Source organism: Streptomyces sp. NPDC100445 (assembly GCF_044759735.1).
GTDB lineage: Bacteria > Actinomycetota > Actinomycetes > Streptomycetales > Streptomycetaceae > Streptomyces.
This window is the reverse complement of the sequence record NZ_JBIVZV010000006.1, coordinates 267961-285454: the sequence shown is the minus strand read 5'-3', so window position 1 is coordinate 285454 and position 17494 is coordinate 267961. Positions and strand designations below refer to the sequence as shown.

Genomic DNA, 17494 nt, shown 5'->3' with positions numbered 1-17494 from the left:
CGCTTGACTCACCAACCTTACGGCGTCCGGCGGCAACGCCGGCCCCCTCGCACGGGGCAGTGAACGGATCACTGCCCCGATGTCGGGTGCGGAACACCCCCGGTCAGCACGCGAAAAGGGCGGCCCCACCGGTGTGGGGCCGCCCTCGCGCACACGGACTACTTCCGGTCGAGCAGGTCCTGCACCTTCCCGCGGACCTCGTCCGTGGCCAGGCCGCGGATGGTCAGCGTGGTCCGGCGGCGCAGCACGTCGTCCGGCGTCTCGGCCCACTCGTGGTCGCGGGCCCAGACGACCTGCGCCCAGATCTCCGGGGCGTCGGGGTGGACGCGCTCGGCCAGCTCCGGGCTCTCGTTGGCCAGGCGGGCGATGTCGAAGGCCAGGGAGCCGTAGTGGGTGGCCAGGTGCCGGGCGGTGTCGGCGGCCATGCGCGGGCCGGGCGCCGGGTTGTCCACCAGCAGGCGGTGGGCGACCGCCCGCGGGTTGGCGACACCGGGCAGCGGCAGCTTCTTCGGCAGCGAGGAGATCGGCTCGAAGTCGTCACCGAGCGGATGACCCGGCAGCGCCTCCAGCTTCTTCATGATCGTGCGGCCGATGTGGCGGAACGTCGTCCACTTGCCGCCCGCGACGGACAGCATGCCGCCCCGGCCCTCGGTGACCACGGTCTCGCGCTTGGCCTTGGCGGTGTCACCGGGGCCGCCCGGCAGCACCCGCAGACCGGCGAACGAGTAGGTGATCAGGTCGCGCTGGAGCTGCTGGTCCCGGACGGAGAACGCGGCCTCGTCCAGGATCTGGGCTATGTCCTTCTCGGTGACGGACACGTCCGCCGGGTCGCCCTCGTACTCCTCGTCGGTGGTACCGAGCAGCAGCATGTCCTCCCAGGGGAGGGCGAAGGTGATGCGGTACTTGTCGATCGGGGTGGCGAGCGCGGCCTTCCACGGCGAGGTGCGCTTCAGCACCAGGTGCGCGCCCTTCGACAGGCGGATGGAGGGGGCCGCGGCCGGGTCCTCCAGCTTGCGCAGGTGGTCGACCCAGGGGCCGGTCGCGTTCAGCACCAGGCGGGCGTTGACCCCGAACTCGTCACCGGAGGTCCGGTCCTTGAGCTCGGCGCCGGTGACCCGGCCCTGGGTGAAGCGCAGCCCGGTGACCTCGGCGTGGTTCAGGACGACCGCGCCGGCCTCGACGGCCGCCCGGACCGTCATCAGCGCCATGCGGGCGTCGTTCATCTGGTCGTCGCCGTACACGGCCACGGCCTTGAGGTTCTCGGTGCGCAGCTCGGGCACGTCCTGCGCCGCCCGGGCGGGCGAGAGGAGGTGGCCGACGCCGTCACCGAACGCGGAGAGCGCGGAGTAGGCGAAGACGCCCGCGCCCAGCTTCGCCGCGCCGTGCGGCCCGCCCTTGTACACGGGGAGGTAGAAGGTGAGCGGGTTCGCCAGGTGGGGGGCCACCTGGCGGGAGACCGCACGGCGCTCGAAGTGGTTCTCCGCCACCAGCTTCACCGCGCCGGTCTGGAGGTAGCGCAGACCGCCGTGGAGCAGCTTGGAGGAGGCGGAGGAGGTGGCGCCGGCGAAGTCGCCGGCGTCGACCAGCGCCACCCTGAGACCGGATTGCGCGGCGTGCCAGGCGGTGGAGATGCCCAGGATGCCGCCGCCGATCACAAGAAGGTCGTACGACGCCTTGGCGAGCTGCTCCCTGGTCTCGGCGCGGCTCGGGTTGGAGCCGGAGGCCGGGTGCGTCCCCAGGGCAGGCACGGACTTCAGGGTGGACTGACTGGTCATGTCGGGTACTTACTCCTCGTCAGAGCTGACTGGGCGGGGGGACCGCTCAGTCCTCGTCCTCGAGCCAGCCCATGGACCGCTCTACGGCCTTGAGCCAGTTCTTGTACTCACGGTCGCGGATCTCCGCGTCCATGCGGGGGGTCCATTCGGCGGCCCGGCGCCAGTTGGCGCGCAGCTCGTCGGTGCTGGACCAGAAGCCGACGGCGAGGCCGGCGGCGTACGCGGCGCCGAGGCAGGTGGTCTCGGCGACCATCGGACGCACCACGGGGGCGTCCAGCACGTCGGCGAGGTTCTGCATCAGCAGGTTGTTGGCGGTCATGCCGCCGTCGACCTTCAGGGCGACCAGCTCGTCGCCGGAGTCCTTGACCATGGCGTCGGCGATCTCCCGCGTCTGCCAGGCGGTCGCCTCCAGGACGGCGCGCGCGAGGTGCGCCTTGGTCACGTACCGGGTCAGGCCGGCGATCACACCGCGGGCGTCGGAGCGCCAGTGCGGGGCGAACAGGCCCGAGAAGGCCGGCACGAAGTAGGCGCCGCCGTTGTCCTCGACCGAGAGCGCGAGCGTCTCGATCTCGGCCGCGGTGGAGATCAGGCCCATCTGGTCGCGCATCCACTGCACCAGCGAACCGGTGACGGCGATGGAACCCTCCAGCGCGTACACCGTCGGCTGGTCGCCGATCTTGTAGCCGACGGTGGTCAGCAGGCCGGCGTAGGAGTTGATGATCTTCGAGCCGGTGTTCATCACCATGAAGGTGCCGGTGCCGTAGGTCGACTTCGTCTCGCCCTCGGAGAAACAGGTCTGGCCGAACAGGGCCGCCTGCTGGTCACCGAGCGCGGAGGCGACCGGGATGCCGCCGAGCAGATCGCCGAGCCGGCCGCCGGTGACCTCGCCGTAGACCTCGGCGGAGGAGCGGATCTCGGGCAGGATCTGGAGCGGCACACCGATGGACTCGGCGATTCTCTCGTCCCACTCCATCGTGTGCAGGTTCATCAGCATGGTGCGCGAGGCGTTGGTGACGTCGGTGACGTGCCGGCCGCCGTCGACACCGCCGGTCAGGTTCCAGATGACCCAGCTGTCCATGGTGCCGAAGAGGATGTCGCCCGCCTCGGCGCGCTCCTTCAGGCCGTCGACGTTGTCGAGCAGCCAGCGGGCCTTGGGGCCGGCGAAGTAGGACGCCAGCGGCAGGCCGGTCTCGCGGCGGAAGCGGTCCTGGCCGACGTTGCGGCCCAGTTCGCGGCAGAGCGCGTCGGTGCGGGTGTCCTGCCAGACGATGGCGTTGTAGACGGGCTCACCGGTGTTCTTGTCCCACAGCACGGTGGTCTCGCGCTGGTTGGTGATGCCGATGGCCTTGATGTCGTCGCGGGTGATGCCGGCCTTCTCGACGGCTCCGGCGACGACCTCCTGGACGTTGGTCCAGATCTCGTTGGCGTTGTGCTCGACCCAGCCCGGCTTGGGGAAGATCTGCTCGTGCTCCTTCTGGTCGACGGAGACGATGCGGCCGTCCCGGTCGAAGACGATGCAGCGCGAGGAGGTCGTGCCCTGGTCGATGGCGGCGATGAAGGGGCCTGCGGTGTGGGCGTCGGTCACTGTGTGCTCCTGAGGGTCCGTGGTGGTGGGGCTGTACGTACGGCGCGTGGGCGGCGTCCCGGGGGATTCCTAGGCGAACGCGACGTTGTAGAGGCCTGCGGCGATCGCGGCGCCGACCAGCGGGCCGACGACCGGGATCCAGGCGTAGCTCCAGTCGGAACCGCCCTTGTTGGGCAGCGGCAGGAGGGCGTGCACGATGCGCGGGCCCAGGTCACGGGCCGGGTTGATGGCGTAGCCCGTCGGGCCGCCCAGGGAGAGACCGATCGACACGACCACGAGCGCGGTGATCAGTCCGCCGAGCACACCGAGGCCGTTGCCCTTGTCGTTCAGGCCCTGGGTGAGGACCGCCAGGATCAGCACGAAGGTGCCGATGATCTCCGTGGCCAGGTTCTGCACCACGTTGCGGATCTCCGGACCGGTGGAGAAGACGCCGAGGACCGGGCCGGCGCCCTTCTCCTGGGCCTCCACGGCCTTGGTGGACGTGGCCTGCGCGCCCGGACCGCCGACGATCTCCTTGTCGGTCAGGTGCGCGTGGAACTGTCCGTAGTAGGCGACCCACACCAGGGCCGCGCCGATCACGGCGCCGAGCAGCTGGCCGGCGAAGTAGGTCGGGACGTTGCTCCAGTCGCTGTCCTTGATGGCCAGGGCGACGGTGACGGCCGGGTTGAGGTGGGCGCCGGACAGGGGCCCGGAGATGTATACGGCCGTCATGACGGCGAAGCCCCACCCGAAGGCGATGGCGAGCCAACCGGCGTTACGGGCCTTGGAGGCCTTGAGCGTGACAGCGGCGCAGACGCCGCCGCCGAGCAGGATGAGTATGGCGGTACCGATGGTCTCGCCGATGAAGATGTCGGAGCTGGACACCCGCGACTCCTTTGTCCTTCGTCCAGGGGTAGCCGGACCCCGGTTCCCGCCGGGGGTCTGGCGCCCTCAGGGGGGTGAGAGCTGGCCGGCCTCTGGCGTTGTCACACTCTAGCGCGTATTGCCGGTAGGTGTTCGACAATGCCGACCGATGGACGGGAGTCTTGTTCGGCGTTACGCGTGCGTCAAGAGTTCTGTTATCGAAAACAGGATCGTTATTGATCGCTACGGCTTATCGACCCAGGGGCGACGGACATGCGTTTGATCCCGTATGTCTATTTCAGGGTAGATCGGCAGCCGGGACGTCGCCCGGCGTCCCGGTCATCACGCGCTTCCAGCCCAGGTCGGAGCGGTCAGAACCGTCCGGCGCCCAGATCGCGGGAGACCGCGCGGGCGCAGTCCCGCACCGCCGCGATCAGGTCGGGGCGCAGCTCGCCCTCCCGGCACAGCCGTTCCACGGCCCCGGTGATGCCGACCGCGCCCACCGGCATGCGGCGGCGGTCGTGGATCGGGGCGGCGAGCGAGGCCACCCCCTCCCAGGTCTCCTCCACGTCGGCCGCGTACCCCCGCGCGCGCGTCACGTCCAGGAGGTGCTCGAAGTCGCCCGGGTCGCACACCGTGCGGTCCGTGAACGGCTTCCGGTCCGCCTCCAGCGCCTCGCTGTGCGCCACCGGGTCGTACGCCGACAGCACCTTGCCCAGCGCCGTGGAGTGCAGCGGCTGCATGGCGCCGATCTCCAGCACCTGCCGGCTGTCGTCGGGCCGGAAGACGTGGTGCACGATCAGGACGCCCTGCTGGTGCAGGACGCCCAGGTACACGCTCTCGCCGCTGGAGCGGGCCAGGTCGTCAGCCCACACCAGGGCCCGGGCCCGCAGTTCGTGCACGTCCAGGTAGGTGGTGCCCAGCCGCAGCAGCTCCGCGCCCAGCTGGTAGCGCCCGGAGGCGTCGTCCTGCTCGACGAACCCCTCCTGCTGGAGGGTGCGCAGGATGCCGTGGGCGGTGCCCTTGGCGAGGCCCAGCGACGAGGCGATGTCCGACAGGCCGAGCCGCCGCTCGCCGCCCGCGAGGAGCCGCAGCATCGCGGCCGCCCGTTCGAGCGACTGGATGTTCCGTGCCATCGCCGTCCTGCCTCCGTCCCTCTCGACTGCCGTAGGCGCCATGCGAAATCCACCGTTCGGCAATGCCGAACACTACCGGTCCTCGGCGATCAACCGCCAATGGTCGGACGACACCTGTTACAGACCGGCCGGCCCACCCGCGGCCGCCCCGACACGTCCGCCCCGTGGACGCGGGTGCCCATCCGAGCCCACTCCCGGCTACTCTGACGCCGTGCGGCAACCCTGCCTGCCGGGGAAACCGCATAGCCGACAGCCGTCGCAGCCCAGGGAGCCCCTTCATGGCCTCGTTGCCCACGTCCCCTTCCGCCGACAGCCGGACCCGGGTGTCCGCGCTCCGCGAGGCACTCGCCACCCGTGTGGTGGTCGCCGACGGAGCGATGGGCACGATGCTCCAGGCCCAGGACCCCACCCTCGAGGACTTCGAGAACCTCGAGGGCTGCAACGAGATCCTCAACCTCACCCGCCCCGACATCGTGCGCTCCGTCCACGAGGCGTACTTCTCCGTGGGCGTCGACTGCGTCGAGACCAACACCTTCGGCGCCAACCACGCGGCCATGGCCGAGTACGACATCCCCGACCGGGTGTACGAGCTGTCGGAGGCCGGCGCCCGCATCGCCCGCGAGGTCGCGGACGCCCACGCCGCGGACGACGGCCGCCCGCGCTGGGTCCTCGGCTCCATCGGCCCCGGCACCAAGCTGCCCACCCTCGGCCACGTCGCCTTCACCACCATCCGGGACGGCTTCCAGGCCAACGCCGAGGGCCTGCTCGCCGGCGGCGCCGACGCCCTGATCGTCGAGACCACCCAGGACCTGCTCCAGACCAAGGCGTCCGTCCTCGGCGCCCGCAACGCCATGGAGCGGCTCGGCGTCGAGGTCCCGCTGCTCGTCTCGATGGCCTTCGAGACCACCGGCACCATGCTGCTGGGCTCCGAGATCGGCGCCGCGCTCACCGCGCTGGAGCCGCTCGGCATCGACATGATCGGCCTGAACTGCTCCACCGGCCCCGCCGAGATGAGCGAGCACCTGCGCTACCTCACCCGGCACTCGCGCATCCCGCTGCTGTGCATGCCCAACGCCGGACTGCCCATCCTGACCAAGGACGGCGCCCACTTCCCGCTCGACCCCGAGGGACTGGCGGACGCCCAGGAGAACTTCGTACAGGACTACGGCCTGTCCCTGATCGGCGGCTGCTGCGGCACCACCCCCGAGCACCTGCGCCAGGTCGTGGAGCGCGTCCGCGGCCTCGCCCCGGCCGAGCGCGACCCGCGCCCCGAGCCCGGCGCCGCCTCCCTCTACCAGACGGTGCCCTTCCGCCAGGACACCGCCTACCTGGCCATCGGCGAGCGCACCAACGCCAACGGCTCCAAGAAGTTCCGCGAGGCCATGCTGGAGGCCCGCTGGGACGACTGCGTGGAGATCGCCCGCGAGCAGATCCGCGAGGGCGCGCACATGCTCGACCTCTGCGTCGACTACGTCGGCCGTGACGGCGTCGCCGACATGGCGGAACTGGCCGGCCGCTTCGCCACCGCCTCCACCCTGCCGATCGTCCTGGACTCCACCGAGGTGGAGGTCATCAGGGCGGGCCTGGAGAAGCTCGGCGGGCGCGCGGTGATCAACTCCGTGAACTACGAGGACGGCGACGGCCCCGACTCCCGGTTCGCGAAGGTCACGCGGCTCGCGCGGGAGCACGGCGCCGCCCTGATCGCGCTCACGATCGACGAGGAGGGGCAGGCCCGCACCCCCGAGAAGAAGGTCGAGATCGCCGAACGGCTGATCGCGGACCTCACCGGGAACTGGGGCGTCCACGAGGAGGACATCCTCATCGACACCCTGACCTTCACCATCTGCACCGGTCAGGAGGAGTCCCGCAAGGACGGCGTCGCCACCATCGAGGCGATCCGCGAGCTGAAGCGGCGCCACCCGGCCGTGCAGACCACGCTGGGCCTGTCGAACATCTCCTTCGGTCTCAACCCGGCCGCCCGCATCCTGCTGAACTCCGTCTTCCTGGACGAGTGCGTCAAGGCCGGCCTGGACTCGGCGATCGTGCACGCGAGCAAGATCCTGCCGATCGCCCGCTTCACCGAGGAGGAGGTCCGCACGGCCCTCGACCTCATCCACGACCGCCGCTCCGAGGGCTACGACCCCCTCCAGAAGCTCATGCAGCTCTTCGAGGGCGCCACCGCGAAGTCCCTGAAGGCCGGCCGGGCCGAGGAGCTGGCCGCGCTGCCGCTGGAGGAGCGTCTCCAGCGCCGCATCATCGACGGCGAGCGCAACGGGCTGGAGGCGGACCTCGACGAGGCCCTGCGGGACCGGCCCGCGCTCGACATCGTCAACGACACCCTGCTGGAGGGCATGAAGGTCGTCGGCGAGCTGTTCGGTTCCGGCCAGATGCAGCTGCCGTTCGTCCTCCAGTCCGCCGAGGTCATGAAGGCCGCGGTCGCCCACCTCGAGCCGCACATGGAGAAGTCGGACGCGGAGGGCAAGGGGACCATCGTCCTCGCGACCGTGCGCGGCGACGTGCACGACATCGGCAAGAACCTCGTCGACATCATCCTCTCCAACAACGGCTACAACGTCGTCAACCTGGGCATCAAGCAGCCCGTCTCCGCGATCCTGGAGGCGGCCGAGGAGCACCGCGCGGACGTCATCGGCATGTCCGGCCTGCTGGTCAAGTCCACGGTGATCATGAAGGAGAACCTGGAGGAGCTGAACCAGCGCGGTCTCGCCGCCAACTTCCCGGTCATCCTCGGCGGCGCCGCCCTGACCCGCGCCTACGTCGAACAGGACCTGCACGAGATCTACGAGGGCGAGGTCCGCTACGCCCGGGACGCCTTCGAGGGCCTGCGCCTGATGGACGCCCTGATCGGCGTCAAGCGCGGCGTGCCCGGCGCGAAGCTGCCCGAGTTGAAGCAGCGCCGAGTGCGGGCCGCGGCCGTCGTGGAGGAGGCCGACGAGCGCCCGGAGGAGGGGCACGTCCGCTCCGACGTCGCCACCGACAACCCCGTGCCGGTCCCGCCGTTCTGGGACAGCCGGGTCGTCAAGGGCATCCAGCTCAAGGAGTACGCGAGCTGGCTCGACGAGGGCGCCCTGTTCAAGGGGCAGTGGGGGCTGAAGCAGGCCCGCACCGGCGAGGGGCCGTCGTACGAGGAGCTGGTGGAGACCGAGGGCCGCCCGCGCCTGCGCGGCCTGCTCGACCGGCTCCAGACGGAGAACCTGCTGGAGGCCGCCGTGGTCTACGGCTACTTCCCGTGCGTCTCCAAGGACGACGACCTGATCATCCTGGACGAGCAGGGCAACGAACGTACCCGGTTCACCTTCCCCCGCCAGCGCCGCGGCCGGCGCCTGTGCCTCGCCGACTTCTTCCGCCCGGAGGAGTCGGGGGAGACGGACGTGGTCGGCCTCCAGGTCGTCACCGTCGGCTCGCGCATCGGTGAGGAGACCGCCAAGCTCTTCGCCGCCAACGCCTACCGCGACTACCTCGAACTGCACGGCCTGTCCGTGCAGCTCGCCGAGGCCCTCGCCGAGTACTGGCACGCCCGGGTCCGCTCCGAACTCGGCTTCGCCGGCGAGGACCCCGCCGCCGTCGAGGACATGTTCGCCCTGCGCTACCGCGGCGCGCGCTTCTCCCTCGGCTACGGCGCCTGCCCCGACCTGGAGGACCGCGCCAAGATCGCCACCCTCCTCCAGCCGGAGCGGATCGGTGTGCACCTCTCGGAGGAGTTCCAGCTCCACCCCGAGCAGTCCACCGACGCCATCGTGATCCACCACCCGGAGGCGAAGTACTTCAACGCCAGGTGACCCCCGCCGCGCGGAGGGTCCCCCCGGACGGCCCACGCGCCGCGAGCGACGGACGAGGCGTTCCGCGCCGCGGCGTCGTACACTGGTCGGTCCACCGCAGGCCGGTTCCCGTACGGGAGCCGGCCTGACCGTCCCTCCAGGAGGTGCGCCCTTGACCAGCACGGTCCCCGCGCCCGGAACCTTTCCCCCCGCTCCCGCCGGCACCGGAGCGGACGGGACCGCACCGTCCGGTGGCTCCGGCCTCCAGGCGGTGCTGCTCGACATGGACGGCACCCTGGTGGACACCGAGGGCTTCTGGTGGGACGTCGAGGTGGAGGTCTTCGCCCGCCTCGGCCACACCCTGGACGACTCCTGGCGGCACGTCGTCGTCGGCGGCCCCATGACCCGCAGCGCCGGCTTCCTCATCGAGGCCACCGGCGCCGACATCACCCTCGCCGAACTCTCCGTGCTGCTCAACGACGGGTTCGAGGACCGCATCGACCGCGCCCTGCCGCTGATGCCCGGCGCCGCCCGGCTGCTCGGCGAACTGCACCGGCACGGCGTGCCCACGGCCCTGGTCTCCGCCTCCCACCGGCGCATCATCGACCGGGTGCTGTCCGTGCTGGGCGCGCACCACTTCGCCCTCTCCGTCGCGGGTGACGAGGTCTCCCGCACCAAGCCCTTCCCGGACCCCTACCTGCTCGCCGCCGCGGGACTCGGCGCGCACCCGGCCGGCTGCGCCGTGGTGGAGGACACCGCCACCGGGGTCGCCGCCGCGGAGGCCGCGGGCTGCCGGGTCATCGCCGTACCCTCCGTGGCGCCCATCGGCCAGGCCGCCGGACGGACCGTCGTCTCCTCCCTGGAAGAGGTCGACCTGGCATTTCTCCGGGGCCTGATGACGGAAATGCGCTAGGCGTTCACCCAGCGTGCGACGCCCTTTGACGCCGCGCCGGACCTATTCCGCGACAAGCGCGCCGCGACGGAATTGGCGGTGGGCCGACCGGCCGAATTGTGCTGACCCGTCACACAGTTGTAGGTGTGACGTTTCCCACGCCGACCGGACTCGACAGCCCCGTGCGGTTGTGCTGAGTGTCCCGGATCGGCCGGTCCGGGCGGGTCTTTGTGTCCCGATTGGTGGGAAGCTGCACTAATCCTGCCGCTGTCGGGTTTTCGGTGCGTCCGCGACCGGTTCCACTGCGTGATGGGGGATCAACTCACGCGGCCGTGAGGCGCCCTGCGGGCGCGGACTAATCTCGTCGCGAGAACATCACCGCGAACCCCCGTGATCCGTCGCACCACCCATGCATGCCGGATACACGGACCCGAACAGCTCTGGAGAAACTCCCGCATGAACCGCAAGACTTTGGTGCTGCCGGCGGTGGCCGGCCTGCTCACCCCGGTTCTCGCCGCGTGCGGCGGAACCGACAGCGGGAGCAAGAGCGGTGACGCCATCGTCGTCGGTACCACGGACCAGTTCACGGCCACCAAGGCCGCTCCGGCGCCGCTCGACCCCGCCTACGCCTACGACGTGGGCACCTGGAACATCCTGCGCCAGACCGTGCAGACCCTGATGGCCCAGCCCAAGGGCGAGGGCGACCCCGCGCCCGAGGCCGCCGAGAGCTGCTCCTTCACCGACAGCGGCAGCGAGCGCTACGTCTGCAAGCTGCGCAAGAACCTCACGTTCGCCAACGGCGACCCGGTGACCGCCGCCGACGTCAAGTTCTCCATCGAGCGCGCGCTGCGCATCAAGGCCGACAGTGGTGTCTCCGCCCTGCTGAACACCATCGACACCATCGAGACGCAGGGCGACCGCGAGGTCGTCTTCCACCTCAAGACGGCCGACGCCACCTTCCCGTACAAGCTGTCCACCCCCGTCGCGGGCATCGTCAACCCGAAGGACTACGACAAGGACAAGCTGCGCGACGGCTTCGACGTCGACGGCTCCGGCCCGTACACCCTCCAGGCCGACGTCAAGAACAACGCGATCACCAGCATCACCTTCACGAAGAACCCGTCCTACAAGGGCAACGTGACGGTGAAGAACGACGCCGTCGAGCTGCGCTCCTTCAAGGACGCCGACGCGATGGGCACCGCGCTGAACAAGGGCGACATCGACGTCATGACGCGCACCATGTCGCCCGCGCAGATCCAGAAGCTGGACGCCGGCAGCGACGACAACGCCGACCTCGTCGACATGCCCGGCCTGGAGATCCGCTACCTGGCCTTCAACACCGACGCGCCCAGCGTGAAGTCCAAGGCCGTACGCCAGGCGATGGCCCAGATCATCAACCGCGGCGAACTGGTCTCCAAGGTCTACGGTACCCAGGCCGAGCCGCTGTACTCGCTGGTCCCCGCCACCGTCACCGGCCACTCCAACTCGTTCTTCAACAAGTACGGCAACCCCAGCGTCGACAAGGCCAAGAACTCGCTCGCCAAGGCCGGGATCACCACGCCGGTGAAGCTCACCCTGCACTACACGACCGACCACTACGGCTCGGCCACCAAGCAGGAGTTCGAGATCCTCCAGCAGCAGCTGAACGACAGCGGCCTGTTCGACGTCTCCATCCAGGGCCACCCCTGGACGAAGTTCCGGCCCGCCGAGCAGAAGGGCGCGTACGACGTCTACGGCATGGGCTGGTTCCCCGACTTCCCCGACGCCGACAACTTCCTCGCGCCCTTCCTCGACAAGGACAACTTCCTCGGCTCGCCGTACGCCAACAGCACCATCCAGCGCTCGCTGATCCCGCAGTCGCGCCGTGAGGCCGACCGGCTCGGCGCCGCCAAGAGCCTGACCGAGATCCAGGACATGGTCGCCGACGACGTGCCGGTGCTGCCGCTGTGGCAGGGCAAGCAGTACGTCGCCGCGCGGGACAACATCACGGGCGTCTCCTACGCCCTCAACTCGTCCTCGACGCTCCAGCTGTGGGAGCTCGGCCGTGGTGTGAGCGGCTGACGGCTCTCCTCACCCGGGGGCCAGGGACGGCTGCCCCGGGACCCGGGGCCAGGACGGTGGCCCCGGGGTGACGAACCGACGACAAGGCACAGTAAAAGTGAACAAGCGCAACCCGTGGCCAGTCCTGCCCCTCGTGGCGGGGCTGGCCTCCGGCCTGTTGACCGGCTGCGGCTCGGGAACCGGCGATTCGGGGGGAACCGGTCCGGCCGTGGTGATGGGGATGTCCGACGACGTCCTCGCCACGGACCCGGCGTCCGGCTACGACCCCGGCTCCTGGCTGTTGTTCGACAACGTCTTCCAGTCGCTGCTCAGTTTCCCCAAGGGCGCGACCGAACCCGAACCCGAACTGGCGAAGTCGTGCGGCTTCACCGACACCCGGGCCACGGTCTACCGGTGCGAACTGAAGGACGGTCTGAGGTTCAGCAACGGCGACCCCCTCACCTCCGCCGATGTGAAGTTCTCCTTCGAGCGGATGCTGAGGATCGACGACCCCGCCGGTCCCGCCATCATGTTCCCGATGCTCGGCACCATCGCGACACCGGACGCCAGGACCGTCGTCTTCCATCTGAAGGTGCCCGACGCCACCTTCCCCAGCAAGATCGCCTCCGGCGCCGGTTCCGTCGTGGACCACCGCCAGTACGACGCGAACGGCCTGCGCACCGACCACAAGGCCGTCGGCTCCGGCCCCTACCAGCTGGACTCCTTCGACAAGGAGCAGGCGGTCTTCTCGGTCAACACCCACTACAAGGGCACCGCCGAGGTCAAGAACTCCGGCGTCACCCTGAAGTTCTTCCACGGGGACCGCACCGCTCTGAAGCGGGCCCTCCTCGACGGCGCCGTCGACATCGCCTACCGCGGTCTGGCCGCCTCCGACATCGCCGGCCTCGACCGGCAGAAGGACGACAAGGGCGTCGAGGTCATCGAGGGCACCAGCGCCGAGGTGCAGCACCTCGTCTTCGACATGAAGGACCCGGTGGCCGGCAAGCTCGGCGTGCGCAGGGCCATGGCCTACCTCATCGACCGCGACGCCCTCATCGAGAACGTCTACCAGGGCACCGCCACCCCGCTGTACTCGATCATCCCGGCGGGCATCGCGGGCCACAACACCGCCTTCTTCGACACGTACGGTGCCCGCCCCTCCCGCGCCAGGGCCGCCGCCGCCCTGCGCGCCGACGGCATCACCGGCAAGGTGAAGCTGACCCTGTGGTCCACGCCGTCCCGTTACGGCCCCGCCACCGACGAGGAACTCAAGGCCGTCGCCGGCCAGCTGAACGCCAGTGGCCTGTTCGACGCCGACGTGCGGTCCGCCCCCTTCGGCCGGTACGAGAAGGAGATCGCCCGCGGCAGGTACGGCGTGTACGTGAAGGGCTGGGTGCCGGACTACCCGGACGCCGACAACTTCACCGCGCCCTTCTTCGGCAAGGGCAACGTGCTGGAGAACCACTACGGCAACCGCACCATCACCGGTTCGCTCCTCCCCGCCACCGCCGCGCAGAGCGACCGGGCGGCGACCGACAAGGAGTTCGGCCGGCTCCAGGACATCGTCGCCGACGAACTGCCCGTCCTGCCGGTCTGGCAGGCCAAGCAGTACGCGGTCGTCCGCGACGGCGTCTACGGCCTGGAGTACTGCCTGGACGCCTCGACGGTGTTCCGGTTCTGGGAACTCAGCAAGAGCTGACGACCGCCGTGGCAGGGGCGCCCCGCACCACCGCGAGGGGCGCCCCCGCACCACGCCACCGGCGGCTACTGCGCGCCGGGGCGCACCAGTCCGCTCTCGTACGCGTACACCGCCGCCTGCACCCGGTCACGCAGGCCCAGCTTGGTCAGCACGTGTCCGACATGGGTCTTCACCGTCGTCTCGCTGACGAACAGGTCGGCCGCGATCTCCGCGTTGGACAGCCCGCGCGCCACCAGCTTCAGCACTTCCCGCTCACGGTCGGTCAGGGTGTGCAGGACGTCCGGCACCGGTTCCTCGCCGGAGGGCAGGTGCGTGGCGTACTTGTCCAGCAGCCGCCGGGTGATGCTCGGCGCGAGCATGGCCTCGCCGGCCGCCACGACCCGGATGGCCTGCACCAGTTCGTTGGCGGGCGCGTCCTTGAGCAGGAAGCCGCTCGCCCCGGCGCGCAGCGCCTCCACCACGTACTCGTCGAGGTCGAACGTGGTCAGCACCAGCACCTTCGCCGGACCGTCCCGCCCCGGGCCGGTGATCTGCCGGGTGGCCTCCACACCGTCCATCCGCGGCATCCGGATGTCCATGAGCACGACATCCGGCTGGAGCGCTCGCACCTGGTCGAGGGCCTGGAGACCGTCACCGGCCTCGCCGACGACGGCGAGATCCTGCTCGGCCTCCAGGATCATCCGGAAGCCGGTCCGCAACAGCGGCTGGTCGTCGACGAGTAGGACGCGGATGGCCACGTGACACTCCTTCGCTAGTCCGCGCCCATTCTGCCCTGCGCCACCGCCCCCGCCCCGACCGCCCTCACCGGCAGCGGGTAGGGCGGGGGAGTGCCGCCGAACTCCGGGCAGTGCGCCTGGTGGTCGCACCAGCCGCACAACCGGGTCGGCCGGGGCCGCCAGTTCCCCGTCTCGGTGGCCAGGCTGATGGCCTCCCACAGCGCGTGCAGCTTGCGCTCGACCCGCTCCAGGTCGGCGAGGACGGGGTCGTACGTCAGCACGTCACCGCTGCCGAGGTAGACCAGCTGGAGCCGGCGCGGGACCACCCGCTTCAGCCGCCACACCACCAGGGCGTAGAACTTCATCTGGAACAGGGCGCCCTCCGCGTACTCGGGGCGGGGCGCCTTGCCCGTCTTGTAGTCGACGATCCGCACCTCACCGGTCGGCGCCACGTCCACCCGGTCGATGATCCCGCGCAGCCGCAGCCCCGAGTCCAGCTCGGTCTCCACGAACAGCTCCCGCTCGGCCGGCTCCAGCCGCGTCGGGTCCTCCAGCGTGAACCAGCGCTCCACCAGCCGCTCCGCCTCGGCGAGCCACCGGGCCAGCCGCTCGCCCTCCGGATCGTCGGCGAACAGCTCGGTCACCTCCGGTCGGCTCTCCCGCAGCCGGTCCCACTGCCCGGGGATCAGCGCCTTGGCCCGCGGCGCGGTCCGCTCACCGGCGGGCGCGTCGAACAGGCGCTCCAGCACGGCGTGGACCAGCGTGCCCCGGGTCGCCGCCTCGCTCGGCTTCTCCGGCAGCCGGTCGATCACCCGGAACCGGTACAGCAGCGGGCACTGCATGAAGTCGCTCGCCCGGGACGGCGACAGCGAGGCCGGCGCCACGGCCGGCCGCTCCCCACCGTCCCCCGGGGACGCCGGCACCGGGGAACCCTCCGCCGGCACGGGTGAACCGTCAGCCGGCACCGGGGAAGCCTCCGGCACCGGGGAACCTTCCGCCTGCACCGGGGAACCCTCCGCCGGCACGGGTGAACCGTCAGCCGGCACCGGGGAAGCCTCCGGCACCGGGGAACCCTCCGCCTGCACCGGGGAAGCCTCCGGCACCGGGGAACCCTCCGCCGGCGCCCGGGAACCCTCCACCGGCACCGCCGACGGGGTCCCGGCCGGGGCCGCCGGCTGCTCCTGCGGTGGGGCGTCCGGTGGCGTGTGCCCGGCGCCGGCGGGTGGAGCCGCCGCCTCCTCGATGCTGCTGTCCATGTCCACAGACCTTACGGCCCGGCACCGACAGCGACCCCGTCGCCGGCCCGGCCGGACGCGCGGGCACGAGCGGACACAAGGGGTGCCGGAGCGGAAGGCACCGCCACAGCCGCATACCATCGAGCTGAGACCCTTCCGCCGGCAGGCGGGAGACGCTTCGAACGAGGGGACACCGTGGACGTGAGCGGCGGGAGCGGGCAGCCGCGGTCCGGCAACGACGGGCCGGCCGACAACTCCGCCGACCCCACGGCCGGACCCGGCGACCGCCCCGCGGACCAGGACCACGGCGCCCCCGGGCCCACGCCACCGCGACCGGACACCCCGCGCCGGACCCCGTCCGGCGACCCCGCCGGACCCCGCCCGGCCGACGAGGACGACACGGCCGCCGGACGCGACGGCGCCTCCACCGCGGACGGCACGACCGGCGCCCCCCGCCCCGAGGACCCGGACGGCCCACCGCGCCCGGCACCCGACGATGGCGCCCGCCCGGCCGGGCAGGAGGGCCCGCACGGGCCCGACCCGCACGCCGATCACTCCGCCGAGCACCGCTCCCTCGCGCACTCCGGCATCGCCAAGGGGGAGCCGCCGCGGCAGCGGCCCAAGGAGCCCGGCGGCGGCATCCTCATGGGACGGCCCTTCGGCGTCCCCGTGTACGTCGCACCGAGCTGGTTCCTCGTCGCCGCGCTGATCACCTGGGTCTTCGGCGGCCAGCTCGACCGGGTGCTGCCCGAGCTGGGCGCCGCCCGCTACCTGGTCTCCCTCTTCTTCGCGGTCGCCTTCTACGCCTCCGTCCTCGTCCACGAACTGGCCCACACGGTCGCCGCGATCCGCTTCCGGCTGCCGGTCCGCCGCATCCAGCTCCAGTTCTTCGGCGGCGTCTCGGAGATCGAGAAGGAGGCCGAGACCCCCGGCCGGGAATTCGTCCTGGCCTTCGTCGGCCCGCTGCTCTCCCTCGTCCTGGCCGGCCTGTTCTATCTCGCCATGCAGCCCGTCCAACCCGGCACCGTCCCCGGCGTGCTGCTGGCCGGGCTCATGGTCTCCAACCTCATCGTCGCGATCTTCAACCTCCTGCCCGGCCTGCCCCTCGACGGCGGCCGCATGCTCCGCGCCGTCGTCTGGAAGCTCACCGGCAGGCCGATGAGCGGCACCGTCGCCGCGGCCTGGGTCGGCCGCGCCCTCGCCGTCTCCGTCCTGATCGGCCTGCCGCTGGTCAACCACTCCGGCACCTTCGGCGGGAACGACACGCAGACCAGCGGCATGGACACGGTCACCGACGCCCTGCTCGCCGCGATCCTCGCCGCGATCATCTGGACCGGCGCCGGCAACAGCCTGCGCATGGCCCGGCTCCGGGAGCACCTCCCCGAGCTGCGCGCCCGCACCCTCACCCGGCGGGCCGTACCGGTCGAGACCGACACCCCGCTCTCCGAGGCGCTGCGCCGGGCCAACGCCGCCGGCGCCCGCGCCCTGGTCGTCGTCGACGCCGACGGCACCCCCCTCGCGCTGGTCCGCGAGGCCGCCATCGTCGGCGTACCCGAGCACCGCCGCCCCTGGGTGGCCGTGAGCGGCCTGGCCCAGGAGCTCACCGACGGCATGCGGGTCTCCGCGGAGCTGGCCGGGGAGGAACTGCTGGACACCCTCCGCGCCGCCCCGGCCACCGAGTACCTCGTGGTCGAGCGGACCGGCGAGATCTACGGCGTCCTGTCCGCCGCCGACGTCGAACGCGCCTTCGTGAAGGCGATGGCCCGGCCCACCCCGTGACCGTGGTCGGCGACCCCC

General features: G+C 71.2%; 11 protein-coding genes. 5 read left to right on the top strand and 6 right to left on the bottom strand.

Annotated features, from left to right (window positions below; translation table 11 throughout):
* Positions 1 to 158: 158 nt before the first annotated feature.
* From ACIQVT_RS17590 to ACIQVT_RS17575, 4 genes are all read right to left on the bottom strand, one after another.
* On the bottom strand, positions 159 to 1775 hold the full coding sequence (locus ACIQVT_RS17590) for an FAD-dependent oxidoreductase (RefSeq protein WP_403753713.1): 1617 nt from the start codon (positions 1773 to 1775) through the stop codon (positions 159 to 161).
* A gap of 46 nt (positions 1776 to 1821) precedes the next feature.
* Entirely contained in the window at positions 1822 to 3360 is a 1539-nt protein-coding gene (gene glpK / locus ACIQVT_RS17585; protein ID WP_403753710.1) for a glycerol kinase GlpK, read from the bottom strand.
* 69 nt (positions 3361 to 3429) lie between these two features.
* A complete protein-coding gene (locus tag ACIQVT_RS17580; RefSeq protein ID WP_403753707.1) occupies positions 3430 to 4224 on the bottom strand; it encodes an MIP/aquaporin family protein in 795 nt (264 codons plus the stop codon).
* A 350-nt stretch (positions 4225 to 4574) separates the two neighbouring features.
* Positions 4575 to 5339: an IclR family transcriptional regulator gene (locus tag ACIQVT_RS17575; RefSeq protein ID WP_403753705.1), complete on the bottom strand. Its 765-nt coding sequence runs from the start codon at positions 5337 to 5339 to the stop codon at positions 4575 to 4577.
* Between the two features lie 278 nt (positions 5340 to 5617).
* Here ACIQVT_RS17575 and metH point away from each other — a divergent pair, with 278 nt between their 5' ends.
* The 4 genes from metH (at position 5618) to ACIQVT_RS17555 (ending at position 13746) form a co-directional block, all read left to right on the top strand.
* On the top strand, positions 5618 to 9136 hold the full coding sequence (metH, locus tag ACIQVT_RS17570) for a methionine synthase (RefSeq protein WP_403753702.1): 3519 nt from the start codon (positions 5618 to 5620) through the stop codon (positions 9134 to 9136).
* Between the two features lie 151 nt (positions 9137 to 9287).
* On the top strand, positions 9288 to 10028 hold the full coding sequence (locus ACIQVT_RS17565; protein WP_403753699.1) for an HAD family hydrolase: 741 nt from the start codon (positions 9288 to 9290) through the stop codon (positions 10026 to 10028).
* Positions 10029 to 10463: 435 nt separating this feature from the next.
* A complete protein-coding gene (locus tag ACIQVT_RS17560) occupies positions 10464 to 12068 on the top strand; it encodes an ABC transporter substrate-binding protein (RefSeq protein WP_403753696.1) in 1605 nt (534 codons plus the stop codon).
* Between the two features lie 97 nt (positions 12069 to 12165).
* Positions 12166 to 13746: an ABC transporter substrate-binding protein gene (locus tag ACIQVT_RS17555; RefSeq protein WP_403753693.1), complete on the top strand. Its 1581-nt coding sequence runs from the start codon at positions 12166 to 12168 to the stop codon at positions 13744 to 13746.
* A 65-nt stretch (positions 13747 to 13811) separates the two neighbouring features.
* Here ACIQVT_RS17555 and ACIQVT_RS17550 read toward each other — a convergent pair whose 3' ends face one another.
* Positions 13812 to 14483, bottom strand: a complete 672-nt coding sequence (locus ACIQVT_RS17550; RefSeq protein ID WP_403753690.1) for a response regulator — start codon at positions 14481 to 14483, stop codon at positions 13812 to 13814.
* Between the two features lie 14 nt (positions 14484 to 14497).
* Positions 14498 to 15385 (bottom strand): RecB family exonuclease, encoded by an 888-nt coding sequence (locus ACIQVT_RS17545; protein ID WP_403753687.1) that lies wholly within the window; start codon positions 15383 to 15385, stop codon positions 14498 to 14500.
* A 507-nt stretch (positions 15386 to 15892) separates the two neighbouring features.
* Here ACIQVT_RS17545 and ACIQVT_RS17540 point away from each other — a divergent pair.
* Entirely contained in the window at positions 15893 to 17476 is a 1584-nt protein-coding gene (locus tag ACIQVT_RS17540) for a site-2 protease family protein (protein WP_403753684.1), read from the top strand.
* The last annotated feature ends 18 nt before the right edge of the window (positions 17477 to 17494 follow it).